Here is a 12,721-nt window from a genome sequence, read left to right as displayed (position 1 = left end):
TCAGACGAGGAACGGGATGATCAACAACGCCACGATGTTCGCGACCTTGATCATCGGGTTGATCGCCGGACCGGCGGTGTCCTTGTAGGGGTCGCCGACCGTGTCACCGGTTACGGAAGCTGCGTGCGCCTCCGATCCCTTCCCGCCGAACTCGCCGTCCTCGATCAGTTTCTTCGCGTTGTCCCAGGCGCCACCGCCAGAGGTCATCGATACCGCCGCGAAGAAGCCGACGATGATGACGCCGATCAGTAGTCCGCCGAGCGCCTTATAGGAGAGCAGCCCGACCACCAGCGGCACCAGGATCGGGATCAGCGCAGGCAGGATCATCTCGCGCTGGGCTGCCGCTGTGACGATCGCGACCGCCCGACCGTAGTCCGGCTTCTCGGTGCGGTCCATGATTCCCGGCTTCTCGCGGAACTGTCGGCGCACCTCTTCGACAACGGCGCCGCCCGCGCGGCCGACCGCCTCGATCGCGAGCGACGCGAACAAGTAGACCATCATCCCGCCGATCAGCAATCCGACGAGCACCTCCGGCTGGGAGATGTCGAAGGAGCCCGACGTGATCCGCTCCGCGCCGGGTGTCTTCGCAGCCTCGGTCCTCAGCTCCTCGACGAAGGCTGCGAACAGCACCAGGGCGGCGAGCACTGCCGAACCGATCGCGTAGCCCTTGGTGACCGCCTTGGTGGTATTGCCGACGGCGTCGAGCGGGTCGGTGACGTTACGAACCGAGTCCGGCAGATCCGCCATCTCGGCGATACCACCGGCGTTGTCGGTGATCGGTCCGAAGGCGTCGAGCGCAACGATCAGACCGGTCAGCGAGAGCTGCGCCATCACCGCCACGCCGATCCCGTAGAGGCCGCCGAGCGCGTGGGCAGCAATGATCGCAACCGCGATCAGGATGGCTGGCGCCGCAGTCGCCTGGAAGCCTTGTGCGAGGCCCTGGATGATGTTGGTGGCGTGACCGGTCTGCGAGGCGTGCGCGATCGTGCGCACCGGCCGGAAGCGCGTCGAGGTGTAGTAGTCGGTGATGATGAACAGCCCGGCGGTGACCGCCACGCCGATCAACGTGCACAGCCAGAGCTCGGTCGCGGTCGGCACCCCGCCACTGCCCTTCAGCAACGAAGAGGCGTCGGGGCGGAAGGAGAGATCGCCCATCAGCCAATGGCTGACCGGCAGGAAGGCGACGGCCGAGAGCACGCCGGAGGTGATCAGCCCCTTGTAGAGGGCGCGCTCCACGTTGTCGTTGCGCGTGCGCACGGCGAAGGTGCCGATGATCGAGGCGATCAGGGAGACGCCACCGACCACCAGCGGGTACACCGCCGCTTGGGTGGTCTGCGAGAAAGTCAGCACGCCGAGCAACATCACGGCTACCGCCGTCACCGCGTAGGTCTCGAAAAGGTCGGCGGCCATGCCGGCGCAGTCGCCGACGTTGTCGCCGACGTTGTCGGCGATCACCGCCGGGTTACGCGGGTCGTCCTCGGGAATACCGGCCTCGATCTTGCCGACAAGGTCAGCGCCGACATCGGCGGCTTTCGTGAAGATGCCGCCGCCCAACCGCGCGAACACGGAGATCAGCGAACCGCCGAAGCCGAGCCCAACCAGCGCGTCGACGGCGTCCTTCTCGTCGACCCCCGCCAGTAGCAGGACACCGTAGTAGCCGGCGACACCGAGCAGCGCCAGGCCGGCCACCAGGAGGCCGGTCACCGCGCCGCCCTTGAAGGCGACGCTGAGCGCGGCGGCGACGCCGCGTCGAGCCTGCTCGGCGACGCGTGCGTTCGCCCGCACCGACACGTTCATGCCGATGAAGCCCGCAGCACCCGACAGGGTTCCGCCGATCACGAAGCCGATCGCTACCTGCAGGCCGTTGGCCCCTTGCGCCTCGAGGGCGACGCCGAGCAGCACCGCCAACACCAGCCCGACGGCGCCGATGATCGAGTACTGGCGGCGTAGGTAGGCGCTCGCACCCTCCTGCACGGCGGCGGAGATCGCACGCATCTGGTCGTTGCCTGCCGGCTGCGCCAAAAGCCAACGCGTCGTCAGCAGGCCGTAGACGATCGCCGCTGCCGCGCACAGCAGCGCAAAGACCACTCCGTAATCGCTCAGGAAGTCGGTCAAGGAAGCTCTCCTCCGTCGTGTGACTGGCTCTCAGGTGCCGCCGGTCCGGCGGGGACGCTCCTATCCGTGGACGGTCGCGCGATCGAGGGCGCTCGCGCACGGGTCGTCCGGCTGCGGCCCGACGCGCGGAACCGCCCGGAACAGGAGCGCGCGCAGTCTATCGATGTTGCGGGCAAAGACCTCGAAAGCGGCGTCCGCGGAGACCGGTTCGACCTCCGGGTCGTCTTCCAGACCCACGTCGTAGTCGGTGACCAGCGAGACGTTCGCGTAACAGATACCGAGCTCACGCGCGAGCCAGACCTCCGGATACTGGGTCATGTTCACGACGTCCCAGCCCATGCGCGCGAACCAACGCGACTCTGCGCGAGTCGAGAATCGTGGGCCTTGGATTACCACCACCGTTCCCCCCTCAACGACCGGTATCTCGAGCTCGCGTGCGCATTCGGCGAGTAGTCGCGAGAGGTCGGCGCAGTAGGGGTCGGCAGCGGAGACGTGCGTCGTGCGCGGTCCGTCATAGAAGGTGTCGGCGCGCCCGCGCGTGCGATCAACGAACTGGTCGCAGATCACGAAGGTGCCCGGTGCCAACTCGCGCCGCAGGGATCCACAGGCGCAGGGCCCGATGATCCGCTTCACCCCCAGCTCCCGCATCGCCCACAAGTTCGCGCGGTAGTTGATGCGGTGCGGCGGCAAGGTGTGGCGATCGCCGTGGCGAGGCATAAAGGCGACTGCCCGCCCGTCGATCTCACCAACCCGAATGGCGGCGGAGGGCGGTCCGTAGGGCGTGTCGAGTACGACCTCCTCGACGTCGTCGAGAAACGAGTAGAAGCCCGACCCACCGAACACGCCGACCGGCTCCGCTGCTCGCCAACGCTCGAGCTCGAGACGGTTCACTGGTCTCCCCCGGTCGCCTCGCCGGGCGCCTGCTCACGTCCTGCCTCCGGCCCCTTTTCGTGCTGCGCGCCGCCCTCGGTGACCGCTCGTGCGTAGCTCAACTGAACACTGCTGAGCGCGTCGCGCAACGGTCGCACCGCCTGCTCGGGACAGTGCTCGAGGAGGGCGCGCGCAAGATCGATGGCCTTTCGCGCCTCGCCTAAGTCACGGTGCTCGCCAGCAGCGACACGCAAGGCCGCGAGGTTCACGAAAGCCGTGGTGCATTGCACCACCAGCTCGTCGTAAGCCGGTGGCCTCGGCGCCTCGCGCCGGGCGCTCTCGGCGGAGCTCTGGGCGTCGCTCAAGTTGCCACCCCCGTAGCCGCGTAGGTGCGTTGGGTCTGCTCGACCTCGGCGCGAAAGATCTCTTCGATGCTGGCACCCGCGGCGAGCGCCCGCCGCTGCCGCTGCGCGCCGTTGTGGGACGGCAGTTGCGGGTCGAGCCCGAGTTCCGCGCGCGCCGGCTCGGTCCAGGCGAGCAAGCGCTCACCGACCGCGGCGGCCGGGAACTCCTCCCCGCGCCGCAGATCGATGAGCTTGCCGTTGAGCCCGAACCGGAACGCTCGCCACAGGTTTTCCTCGATTAGACGCACTGGTGGATGCTCGAAGGGCACCCCCTGGTCGTGCTCCCGTGCGGCTTGAGCGACGCACGCGACGATCAGTTCCGCGAGCGCGCTCGACTCCTCGGCAGCGGACTGCGCGTCGCAGATGCGAACCTCCACCGTTCCAAAGGCATGGTGCGGTCGGACGCTCCACCAAAGCTGCGTGTGCTCGACGATCGAGTTGGTGCGCTTGAGGAACTCGACGTGGCGCGCGTAGGCGTCGAACCCGAGCCACGGCTCGGGGATGCCGCAACGCGGAAAGGCGCGCGTGAAGATCTGGGTACGCACGCTTTCCAGGCCAGTGTCGCGGCCATCCAGGAAGATCGAATTCGCGGACAGCGCGAGCAGCTCGGGCAGTACGGGCCGCAAGCGATCGCACACCGCGAGCGCACGATCGGCACCGCGGATGCCGACGTGAACGTGCAGTCCGAAGGTGTTGTTGCGCCAGGCGACGTACCGCAGGCCATCCGAGACCCGGCGGTAGTGCTCGGTGTCGATGATCCGCTGCTCCTGCCAGGGGCTCCAGGGGTGGGTACCGCAGGCCGCCAGCAGCAGCCCGCGCTCCCGTGCTAGCCGGAAGAGGCGAGCACGCGCCTCCTTCTGGCGGCGAAGCGCATCAGCGAAGTCCTGGCCAGCCCCTGAGCGGATCTCGATCTCGGATTGGATCAGCTCGCCCGAAACCGCCTGCGCGAGCACCGGGTCGGCGGCCGCCGCTGCTTTCAGCTCGTCGAAGCGCTGGTCGAGCGCGTAGCTGACGGGATCGAGGATCTGGAACTCCTCCTCGATGCCGACGGTGAAGTCGCGAGAGTTCTCGAAGACCTCCCGCACGTAGCGCATGTCGAGGAAACGTTCAGGGGCGTTTGTCACCGTCACCGTCGAGCGGCCGTGCTCAGGTCAAATAGAAGTAGAGAGCGTAGAGCAGGTCGACCGCTGGGCTCGAGGTGTGAACGGTCACCTCGGGAGGCACCTGTAACAGCGCCTCGGAGTAGTTGAAGATGATCCGCACACCCGCCGCGACCAGATCATCCGCAACCTGCTGAGCCACCGAGCTGGGCACGGCGAGTACACCGACCACGACCCCCTCTTCTTCGATCACGCGGCGCATCTCCGCGTAGGGCTGAACGCGCAGCCCCGGGCGTACCTCCATACCGATCTTGTCGGGATCGACGTCGAACACCGCGACTACCCGGAAGCCGTGGTCCGCGAAGATCTCCGAGCCGGCGATCGCCTGTCCGAGCCGACCGGCGCCGAACAGCGCAATGTTGTGTCGGCGCCCAGCGGTGCGCAGGATTTTGCGGATCTGCGAGACGAGCGCGTCGACGTTGTAGCCGACTCCGCGCTTCCCGAACTTGCCGAAGCCCGAAAGGTCGCGACGGATCTGGGTGGGATTGACGTGCGTGTACTCGGCGAGCTCCTGCGAGGAGATCGTCGAGCGACCCATCTTCTTGGCCTGCGTGAGGACCTGCAAGTAGCGCGAGAGCCGGGCAGCTACACCCAGCGGCAGGCGTTCCCTTGACCCCTGCGCCGCACGCTCGATCATCGTCGATTCGCCCGCGCTCACGCGATCAATCTATCGAGCGCGCTCGCGAGCTCGTCCGGCCCGAAATCGAGCTCTGCCAACACCCGCTCGCGGTGCAACAAAACCGGCACCCGACGCCCGTAGAGCCGTTCTAGCGCTGGGTCCAGCGAAGCGTCCAGCTCGACCAGGCGCAAGCCCCGCGAGCGCGCCGCGGCACGCACCCACTCCGCCCGCTCAAGACACAGGTGACATCCAGCCTTGCCGACAAACACGAGCTCCTCGCCGGTCATGCCAAAACTTGCCTTTCGAGCCGCGCCTTGGCGTCCAGCACCAAGTAATCGGGAAACGCCAGCGGTTCGAGGAAGCGCGCGGCCCCCGCGATCATCGCCGCGTTGTCGGTGCAAAGCGCGATCGGCGGTATCCACAGCCGCACCCCTAGCTCGTCGGCGAGCTCTCGTGCCCGCTCGCGGAGCTCGCTGTTCGCCGCCACTCCCCCGCCCAGCGCGACGCGCTCGATCCCTGTCTCTTCGACCGCGTCGCGAAGCCGCGCCAGCAACGCGTCGACGATCGCCCGCTGGTAGGAGGCCGCGAGGTCCGCTCGCCGCTGCTCAGCCTCCGGGCCGAGCTCGCGGACCTTGTAAAGGAGCGCCGTTTTTAGGCCACTGAAGCTGAAATCGAGGCGGCCGGGGCGGGCACGCGGGAAATCGAAGGCAGCGGCGTCGCCCTGGCGGGCGAGGCGATCTAGCGCGGGCCCTCCCGGGTACGGCAAGCCGAGCAGACGAGCGCCCTTGTCGAACGCCTCGCCGGCCGCATCGTCGAGGGTTTCGCCGAGCACGCGATAGGCCGCAGGGTCCTCGACAAGCGCGAGGAAGGTGTGTCCGCCGCTGGCTACGAGCACCAGGAAAGGGGGCGTGATCGGCTCGGCTTCGAGCGTGCTTGCCACCGCGTGGCCGTGCAGGTGATCGACCGCCGCCAGCGGTAGCTCGCGCGCGGCGGCGAAAGCCTTGGCCCACGACAGGCCGACCAACAGCGCGCCGATCAGTCCTGGGCCTTGCGTAACGGCGACCAGCCCGACCTCCTCGCGCTCCGCTCCGGCGCGCTCGAAGGCATCGGCTGCGACCGCGTCGAGTACTTCGAGGTGCCGACGCGCGGCGACTTCCGGAACCACTCCCCCGTAGCGATCGTGTAGCAAGCCTTGCGAGGCCACGACGTTGGCGAGGATCTCACCGCCGCGCGTTACCAACGCGACGCCCGTGTCGTCGCAGCTGGTCTCGACCCCCAGGATCAGCTCACCAGGTCCACTCATCGTTGCTCCTCACCGTCGCTGCCGCGGCGCCCGCGAGCGGTCATCTGCGCCTCCGGTTCCGACGGTATGCGCCGCCACATCACCAGAGCGTCCTCACGGTTGTCGTGGTAGTAGGCCTTTCGGAGGCCCTCGACCCGGAATCCGTACCGCTCGTAGAGCCGGATTGCAGGCGTGTTCGAGGGCCGCACCTCGAGCGTGTACTCAGCGCCCGGGCGGTCCGCCTGGGCGAACAGCGACTCGAGCAAAGCGCTGGCGATGCCGCGCCGCTGGTAGGCGGGATCGACGGCGACGTTCATCACATGCCATACGTGCGCGTAGCGTGAGCAGATGAGGTATCCGACGAGCGAACCCTCGAGTTCCGCCGCCAAGCAGATCCCGGACTGTTTCGATAGCTCTAGAACGAACATCGCGAGCGACCAAGGGGCCGGAAACGCCCGTCGCTCGATCGCGATTACTTGCGGCAGATCGCCGTACCCCAGCCGGCGGACCCGTAAGCCGGGCAACGGCGGACGGGATCGCTCGTCTGCACGATCGATCATCGGCGTGGCTCCGCATCTGGTTCGCGGAGGTAACGGGGGCTAACTGCTGCCGCTTCGACCGGCTCTACGCGCGCGGCGAGCTCGAAGAGGAAGCGGCCGTGCACGAGGTGCGCGGGCGAGCTTTCCGGCTCGACCTCGGCGCCGGCAGTCTCCAGCAGAGCGCGATAACGCAAGGCGCCGTCGCCGGCCGCGCGCACCCGCATGCCAGCGTCGCGCAGCCGCTGCGCCACGTCCTCGGGATCAGCGACGTGTGCGTCCCAGACGACCTCGCCGTCGCCGACCTCGAGGCGACAGAAGAGCTCGCCGCGGCGCGCGTCGATCGCTGCCAGACGGGCCTCGCCCGGTATCCCCCGCGCCAGCGCTGCCAGGCTGTCGACCGGGCGAACCGGTAGATCCAAAGCGGTCGCCAGCCCGCGGGCGCTCGCGATACCGATCCGAAGCCCGGTGTAACCCCCCGGTCCGATGCCCACGCAGACCTCCGCCAGATCTCCGAAACGCAGCCCCCGTGCTGTCAGCAAAGCGTGCGCGGCTACCAGCAACTCGCGCGCGTGCGCCGGACGAGCTGCGAGCAGCTGACTTGGATCGCAGGCGTGCTCGACGATCTGGCCGCTATCCGTGCGCAGCGCCACCGACACGAGCGGCGTGGAAGTGTCGATCGCCAGCGCGTGCCCCACCTACATCCCCTCCGCAGCCACCTTCGCGAGCTCCTCGACCGCGACCTCGCGGCGATCGCCCCCCGCGTGCCTCAGCACCAGCCGTAGGGTCGGCTGCGGCAGCACGCCGGCGTGCTCCGCGACCTCCGGCCATTCGACGAAAGCGATGCGTTCCGGCGTCAGGTAGTCGTCGAGTACCGCGAGCTCGTCGCGACCGAGCGCCTCCAAGCGGTACAGGTCGAGATGTGCGATCTCCACGCCCTCGCCCGGCAGCAGCTGGCCGATCGTAAATGTCGGGCTGGGGATCGGACCACGCACCCCGAGCGCCCTACAAGCGCCCCGGATCAGCGTGGTCTTGCCGACGCCGAGTTCTCCCTGCACCAGCACCAGATCACCGGGCACGAGGCCTTTCGCAAGCTGCGCGGCCAGCCGCATGGTCTCCTCCGCGGAGCTGGTGACTGCACGCATCCCGCGATCTCGGCGCATCAACCGGAAGTGTGGCTGCTCGAGCGCCGAACGATGCGTGCCGCTACCCGAACAGGCCCAATTGGAGCGCGCCGTCGGCCGCGGCGGTGGCCTGCGGCTCGCTCTCCGCGCTACTACCCGCGCCGGAGGAGCCGTCGGCGACAGCGAACGCGTCCGACCGCACGGGCGCGGGTAGCGGTGCACGCAGGAGTTCGGCCAGCGCGCGGAAGTCGAGTCGCAACTCGTCGACCAGACGCGGCGTGCGCAGCGCGGCGGCGGGGTGGTAGAGCGGCATCACCCAGCGCCGCCGACCGGCGATCTCGTGAACTTGCGGGGTGCCGTGCACCGCGCCGATACCCCGCTGAGAACGCGTAAGCAGCTTCGTCGCGAAGTTTCCGAGCGTCGCTATCACGCGCGGATCGACGAGCTCGATTTGCCGCAACAGGAAGGGCTTGCAGGCCTCGATTTCAGCTGGCAGCGGGTCCCGGTTGCCGGGTGGGCGGCACTTGAGAACGTTGGCGATGAAGACCTCGCGGCGCTCGAGGCCAATGCCCCGGAGCAGCTCTTCGAGCAGCTGCCCCGCCCGGCCGACGAACGGAAGACCCTGCTGATCCTCGTGGAACCCGGGAGCCTCGCCGACGAACATCAATGAAGCGTCGGCGTTGCCCATTCCGAAAACGACTTTTGTGCGCCCCTCGTGAAGTGGGCAGCGACAGCAGCCGCGCGCCTCCCGCAGCAGCTCAACGAGTAGCTCGCGGCGCCGCTCGGCAGGGAGCTCGCTCACAGGCTGCAAGCGTAGGGCTCGCGACGGACGTCGGGCCGGTGCGGGTATCGTTGACGCGCCCGGCCGCTACCCGCCCACGGGAGTGGACCGGCGACCCGCTTCCTCGATCGCGAGGGCGATGCGCTACACGACACACCCAGCGAGGGCGTTGCCGCGCCGCCTGGCCGTGGTTGGTCAGGGGCGTGTAGGTCGTACGATCGCGGCGGCCCTGTCCGGTGCTCCCTTGAACGTGCTGGGTCCTTACGGCCGCGGCGAGTTGCCGCCTCGCTGCGACTGTCTGCTGTTGTGCGTACCGGACCGGGAGATCGAGGCGGTGGCACGCGTGGTCGCAGGAGTAGCGCCGCTAGTCGGTCATACGAGCGGCGCCACACCGCTCGCCGCGCTGTCACCCGCAGCGGAGAGCGGTGCGGGCGTCTTCTCCCTCCACCCCCTGATGAGCTTCCCCGAGCCCATCGACGATCGCGCGGCCGCGCGCGCTCATCTGGCCGGTGCTGGCTGCGCGATCGCCGGCGACTCGGCCAGGACCCGGGATGTGGCAGCGGCGCTCGCAAGCGCCACAGGGATGGTGCCGTTCGAAATCGACGAGGTCGGTCGCGCGGCGTACCACGCCGCCGCCTCGATCGCGTCCAACTTCCTCGTCACGCTCGAGGCAGCGGCCGAGCAGGTAGCGAGCGGCGCGGGCTTGTCTGCCGAACAAGCGCGCGCGCTGTTTGCCCCACTGGTGGCTCGCACCGTCGAGAATTGGGCGCGTAAGGGCCCGGCCCGCGCCCTAACCGGCCCGATCGCAAGAGGCGACGAAGCGACCGTTGCGCGGCAGCGGGCGGCGGTTGCGGCGACCGCGCCGGCGTTAGTGGACCTTTTCGACGTCCTCGTCGAACACACCCGGGCGCTGGCCGCTCAGCGTCCGTCAGCGCCCGCTCCGGCCGCCGAGGTGGCGTGACGCGATGCAGGTGGTGCGCTCTAAGGCTGAGCTACGCGAGGCGCTGCGACCGCGGCGCACCGGCACGGTCGGATTGGTACCGACGATGGGCTACTTCCACGACGGCCACTTGGCGTTGATGCGGCGCGCCCGCGCAGAGTGCGACACGGTCGTGGTGTCGGTCTTCGTCAATCCCATCCAGTTCCGCCCCGGTGAGGACCTCTCCTCGTACCCACGCGACGAGCAACGGGACCTCGCGCTCGCGCAGGAGGTCGGGATCGACCTCTTCTTTGCGCCCTCGGCCGACGAGATGTATCTCCCCGCTCACTGCACCGAAGTGCGGGTGCGCGGTGGCCTGACCGAGGTGCTGTGCGGGGCTCCCGAGCGCCGCGGACCGGAGCACTTCGACGGCGTCACGACGGTCGTCGCGAAGCTCTTCAACCTGGTCCAGCCCGATCGTGCCTACTTTGGCCAGAAGGACGCCCAGCAGGCGCTCGTCGTGCAGCGGATGGTGCGCGACCTCGACTTTCCCGTGGAGATCGTCGTCTGCCCGACCGCCCGCGACCGCGACGGCCTCGCCCTGAGCTCCCGCAACGTCTACCTGACCCCGGAGGAACGCGTGCGCGCGACCGCCCTGCCGCGCGCGCTGGAGGCTGCGGCGCAAGCGGCACGCGAGGGCGTGCGCGAGGCGTCAGCGATCATCGCTACGGCACGGCGCGAGCTGGAGCGTGCCGGCGTAGCTGCGGAGTACCTCGAACTTCGTTCCGCCGAAGACCTGCGGCCGCTGGCCGAGGTCAACGGCCCCGCACTGTTAGCCGTGGCCGCGCGCATCGGACGTGCGCGGCTGATTGACAACACGATCATCGGAGGCGCCCAAGGATGAGACGGACGATGCTCAAGTCGAAGATCCACCGTGCGACGGTGACAGGCAGCGACCTCAACTACGTCGGCTCGATCACCGTCGACCAGGACCTACTGGACGCTGCCGACATCCGCGAGCACGAGCTCGTCCACGTGCTCGATGTCAACAACGGCAACCGTTTCGAGACCTACACGATCTCCGGCCGCCGCGGCTCTGGTGAGGTCTGCGTCAACGGCGCCGCTGCGCGGCTGGTTCACACCGGCGACACCTTGATCATCCTGTCCTACGCCGAGTACGAAGAGGAGGAGCTCGACGACCATCGCCCAGTGGTCGTCCACGTCGACGAGCGCAACCAGATCGTGGCGGTTAACGAGAAGGCCTCGGAGCTGGTCCGATGAGCGCAGCGCCACTCGCCTCGGCACCGCCGCCCAAGGGCCGGCCGGTGACGCTGTCGACGCTCGCCGAGAAGAAGGCGCTGGGCGAGCCGTTAGTGATGGTCACCGCCTACGACTACCCGAGCGCGCGGGTTGCCGAAGCGGCGGGCGTGGACCTCGTGCTGGTCGGTGATTCGGCGGCGATGACCGTGCTCGGCTACGAGAGCACGGTGCCGGTATCGCTCGACGAGATGCTGATGCTGGCGGCCGCTGTGCGCCGCGGACTGCGCACGCCGCTGCTGGTCGGCGACCTGCCGTTCGGTAGCTACGAGCGCTCCAACGAGCAGGCGGTGGCGACCGCACAACGCTTCGTCAAGGAAGCTGGTTGCGACGCAGTGAAGCTGGAACGAGGTGGGCCGTCGGTGGAGCGTGCGCGCGCGATCGTCGACGCGGGAATTCCGGTGATGGGGCACGTCGGCCTCACCCCGCAGACCGCGACCGCGCTGGGCGGCTACCGCTCGCAGGGTCGCACTGCCGAGCAGGCGCTGGCAGTTTTGCGCGACGCCATCGAGCTAGAGCGCGCTGGCTGCTTCGCGATCGTCCTGGAGGCGATCCCGCGCGAGCTGACGATCGAGATCGTCAAGCGTGTCTCCGTGCCGACGATCGGGATCGGCGCCGGCCCGGACACCGCCGGCCAAGTGCTGGTCTTCCACGATCTGCTCGGCCTCTTCGAGGGTCACACACCGCGCTTCGTCAAGCGCTACGCCAACCTCCGGGAACAGATGGTCGCCGCTGTCAGGCGCTTCTGCGAAGAGGTGCGGGGCCGCGCGTACCCCGCCGACGAGCACTGCTACGAGATGGCGCCGGACGAGAGCGCACGCCTCCAGGCGCTGCTCAGCGCCCAGGAGGAGCACGTCGAGGAGCCGTTCACCGGCGGGCCGAGCCTCTAGGTCTGCGCGGCCGGACCGAAGCGCCGCAGCACGCGTGCGGGTGCCCCCGCCGCCACCGAGAAGGGCGGGATGTCACGGGTCACGACGCTGTTCGCGCCGATCACGCAGCGTTCGCCGATCGTCACGCCGCTCGTAACCACGACGTTCGCGCCGCACCAAACGTTGTCGCCGATGCGCGTCGGCCCCTTCGAGGTGAAGCCCTGCCATGTCACCGGCAGCGTCAGGTCGTCGAAGCGGTGATCGGCGTCGCTGATGAAGCAACCGTTGGCGAACATGCAGTGCCGCCCGATCTCGACCCGCTCGAGCGCCGCCACCATCACCGCGATGTTGAGGAAGCTGCCGGCGCCGATCGCGATCGTCGCCGACCCCGGCGCAGCGAGCCAAACGTGCGGCTCGAAGTGGACACCCTCCCCCACCTGCAGACGACCAGCGCGGAGCGCTTCCAGCACGTCGCCGTGGAGCGGCCATCGGCAGTAGGCGCCGCGGCGCGCGAGTTCCAAATGGATCTGCGCTCGTCGCCAAGGCAGCGAGTTGCGCTCGTACCAGCGCCACTTGCGCCACCAGGTGAGGAGCCAACCGGGCCGCTCCGCCACGGCCGCGCAGTGTAAGCCGCAACTCGGGTGCTCCCGCTGCCGGGGGAACCGCGTTAGAGTCGAACGCGGCAGGGGGAGGCGTGCGGTGCCCGGCCGTTAGGGAGCGGCTGC

16 protein-coding genes are annotated in these 12,721 nt (G+C 68.7%); 4 read left to right on the top strand and 12 right to left on the bottom strand.

What is annotated here, in order from left to right; genetic code table 11:
* Genes BLW41_RS07330 through BLW41_RS07280 form a run of 11 tightly spaced genes read right to left on the bottom strand, consistent with a single transcriptional unit; the run spans position 1 to position 8,912 of the window.
* Positions 1-2,115, bottom strand: coding sequence for a sodium-translocating pyrophosphatase (locus tag BLW41_RS07330; protein WP_093117787.1), 2,115 nt, complete (start codon positions 2,113-2,115; stop codon positions 1-3).
* A 60-nt stretch (positions 2,116-2,175) separates the two neighbouring features.
* Entirely contained in the window at positions 2,176-3,006 is an 831-nt protein-coding gene (locus BLW41_RS07325; protein ID WP_093117785.1) for an S-methyl-5'-thioadenosine phosphorylase, read from the bottom strand.
* Positions 3,003-3,350: a hypothetical protein gene (locus BLW41_RS07320; protein WP_093117783.1), complete on the bottom strand. Its 348-nt coding sequence runs from the start codon at positions 3,348-3,350 to the stop codon at positions 3,003-3,005. Before BLW41_RS07320 ends, BLW41_RS07325 begins: the two co-directional genes overlap by 4 nt.
* Positions 3,347-4,519 (bottom strand): carboxylate-amine ligase, encoded by a 1,173-nt coding sequence (locus tag BLW41_RS07315; RefSeq protein ID WP_218138324.1) that lies wholly within the window; start codon positions 4,517-4,519, stop codon positions 3,347-3,349. Before BLW41_RS07315 ends, BLW41_RS07320 begins: the two co-directional genes overlap by 4 nt.
* 16 nt (positions 4,520-4,535) lie before the next feature.
* Complete coding sequence (locus BLW41_RS07310) at positions 4,536-5,207, bottom strand: redox-sensing transcriptional repressor Rex (RefSeq protein ID WP_093117781.1); 672 nt, start codon at positions 5,205-5,207, stop codon at positions 4,536-4,538.
* Complete coding sequence (locus BLW41_RS07305) at positions 5,204-5,455, bottom strand: glutaredoxin family protein (RefSeq protein ID WP_093117779.1); 252 nt, start codon at positions 5,453-5,455, stop codon at positions 5,204-5,206. Before BLW41_RS07305 ends, BLW41_RS07310 begins: the two co-directional genes overlap by 4 nt.
* The gene (gene tsaD / locus BLW41_RS07300) at positions 5,452-6,471 is read right to left on the bottom strand and encodes a tRNA (adenosine(37)-N6)-threonylcarbamoyltransferase complex transferase subunit TsaD (RefSeq protein ID WP_093117777.1); all 1,020 of its coding nucleotides are present in this window, start codon (positions 6,469-6,471) and stop codon (positions 5,452-5,454) included. Before tsaD ends, BLW41_RS07305 begins: the two co-directional genes overlap by 4 nt.
* Positions 6,468-7,010: a ribosomal protein S18-alanine N-acetyltransferase gene (gene rimI, locus BLW41_RS07295; RefSeq protein WP_093117775.1), complete on the bottom strand. Its 543-nt coding sequence runs from the start codon at positions 7,008-7,010 to the stop codon at positions 6,468-6,470. The genes tsaD and rimI overlap by 4 nt, the downstream gene beginning before the upstream one ends.
* Entirely contained in the window at positions 7,007-7,684 is a 678-nt protein-coding gene (gene tsaB, locus BLW41_RS07290; protein ID WP_093117773.1) for a tRNA (adenosine(37)-N6)-threonylcarbamoyltransferase complex dimerization subunit type 1 TsaB, read from the bottom strand. Before tsaB ends, rimI begins: the two co-directional genes overlap by 4 nt.
* Positions 7,685-8,149 (bottom strand): tRNA (adenosine(37)-N6)-threonylcarbamoyltransferase complex ATPase subunit type 1 TsaE, encoded by a 465-nt coding sequence (gene tsaE, locus BLW41_RS07285; RefSeq protein WP_093117771.1) that lies wholly within the window; start codon positions 8,147-8,149, stop codon positions 7,685-7,687.
* Positions 8,150-8,192: 43 nt separating this feature from the next.
* Positions 8,193-8,912, bottom strand: a complete 720-nt coding sequence (locus tag BLW41_RS07280; protein ID WP_177169406.1) for a uracil-DNA glycosylase — start codon at positions 8,910-8,912, stop codon at positions 8,193-8,195.
* A 229-nt stretch (positions 8,913-9,141) separates the two neighbouring features.
* Here BLW41_RS07280 and BLW41_RS07275 point away from each other — a divergent pair, with 229 nt between their 5' ends.
* From BLW41_RS07275 to panB, 4 genes are read left to right on the top strand one after another with little or no spacing between them, the layout of a single operon-like run.
* Positions 9,142-9,852 (top strand): DUF2520 domain-containing protein, encoded by a 711-nt coding sequence (locus BLW41_RS07275; RefSeq protein WP_245689066.1) that lies wholly within the window; start codon positions 9,142-9,144, stop codon positions 9,850-9,852.
* A gap of 4 nt (positions 9,853-9,856) precedes the next feature.
* Complete coding sequence (panC, locus tag BLW41_RS07270; protein ID WP_093117767.1) at positions 9,857-10,714, top strand: pantoate--beta-alanine ligase; 858 nt, start codon at positions 9,857-9,859, stop codon at positions 10,712-10,714.
* Complete coding sequence (gene panD / locus BLW41_RS07265) at positions 10,711-11,091, top strand: aspartate 1-decarboxylase (protein WP_093117765.1); 381 nt, start codon at positions 10,711-10,713, stop codon at positions 11,089-11,091. Before panC ends, panD begins: the two co-directional genes overlap by 4 nt.
* Positions 11,088-12,017, top strand: a complete 930-nt coding sequence (panB, locus tag BLW41_RS07260) for a 3-methyl-2-oxobutanoate hydroxymethyltransferase (RefSeq protein WP_093117763.1) — start codon at positions 11,088-11,090, stop codon at positions 12,015-12,017. Before panD ends, panB begins: the two co-directional genes overlap by 4 nt.
* On the opposite strand, the gene BLW41_RS11390 is transcribed toward panB, so the two are convergent.
* Positions 12,014-12,610: an acyltransferase gene (locus BLW41_RS11390; RefSeq protein WP_093117761.1), complete on the bottom strand. Its 597-nt coding sequence runs from the start codon at positions 12,608-12,610 to the stop codon at positions 12,014-12,016. The two genes, panB and BLW41_RS11390, sit on opposite strands and share 4 nt — an antisense overlap.
* Positions 12,611-12,721 lie beyond the last annotated feature (111 nt).

This window comes from Thermoleophilum album, from assembly GCF_900108055.1.
GTDB lineage: Bacteria > Actinomycetota > Thermoleophilia > Solirubrobacterales > Thermoleophilaceae > Thermoleophilum > Thermoleophilum album.
Note: the sequence above shows the minus strand (reverse complement) of the source record. Positions and strands in the feature narration are given on the sequence as shown.

Bases quoted from the DNA above. Each gene is read 5' to 3' on its own strand.
- BLW41_RS07305 (WP_093117779.1), bottom strand. From the start codon at position 5,455: ATGACCGGCGAGGAGCTCGTGTTTGTCGGCAAGGCTGGATGTCACCTG.
- tsaD (WP_093117777.1), bottom strand. From the start codon at position 6,471: ATGAGTGGACCTGGTGAGCTGATCCTGGGGGTCGAGACCAGCTGCGAC.
- rimI (WP_093117775.1), bottom strand. From the start codon at position 7,010: ATGATCGATCGTGCAGACGAGCGATCCCGTCCGCCGTTGCCCGGCTTA.
- tsaE (WP_093117771.1), bottom strand. From the start codon at position 8,149: ATGCGCCGAGATCGCGGGATGCGTGCAGTCACCAGCTCCGCGGAGGAG.
- panC (WP_093117767.1), top strand. From the start codon at position 9,857: ATGCAGGTGGTGCGCTCTAAGGCTGAGCTACGCGAGGCGCTGCGACCG.
- panD (WP_093117765.1), top strand. From the start codon at position 10,711: ATGAGACGGACGATGCTCAAGTCGAAGATCCACCGTGCGACGGTGACA.
- panB (WP_093117763.1), top strand. From the start codon at position 11,088: ATGAGCGCAGCGCCACTCGCCTCGGCACCGCCGCCCAAGGGCCGGCCG.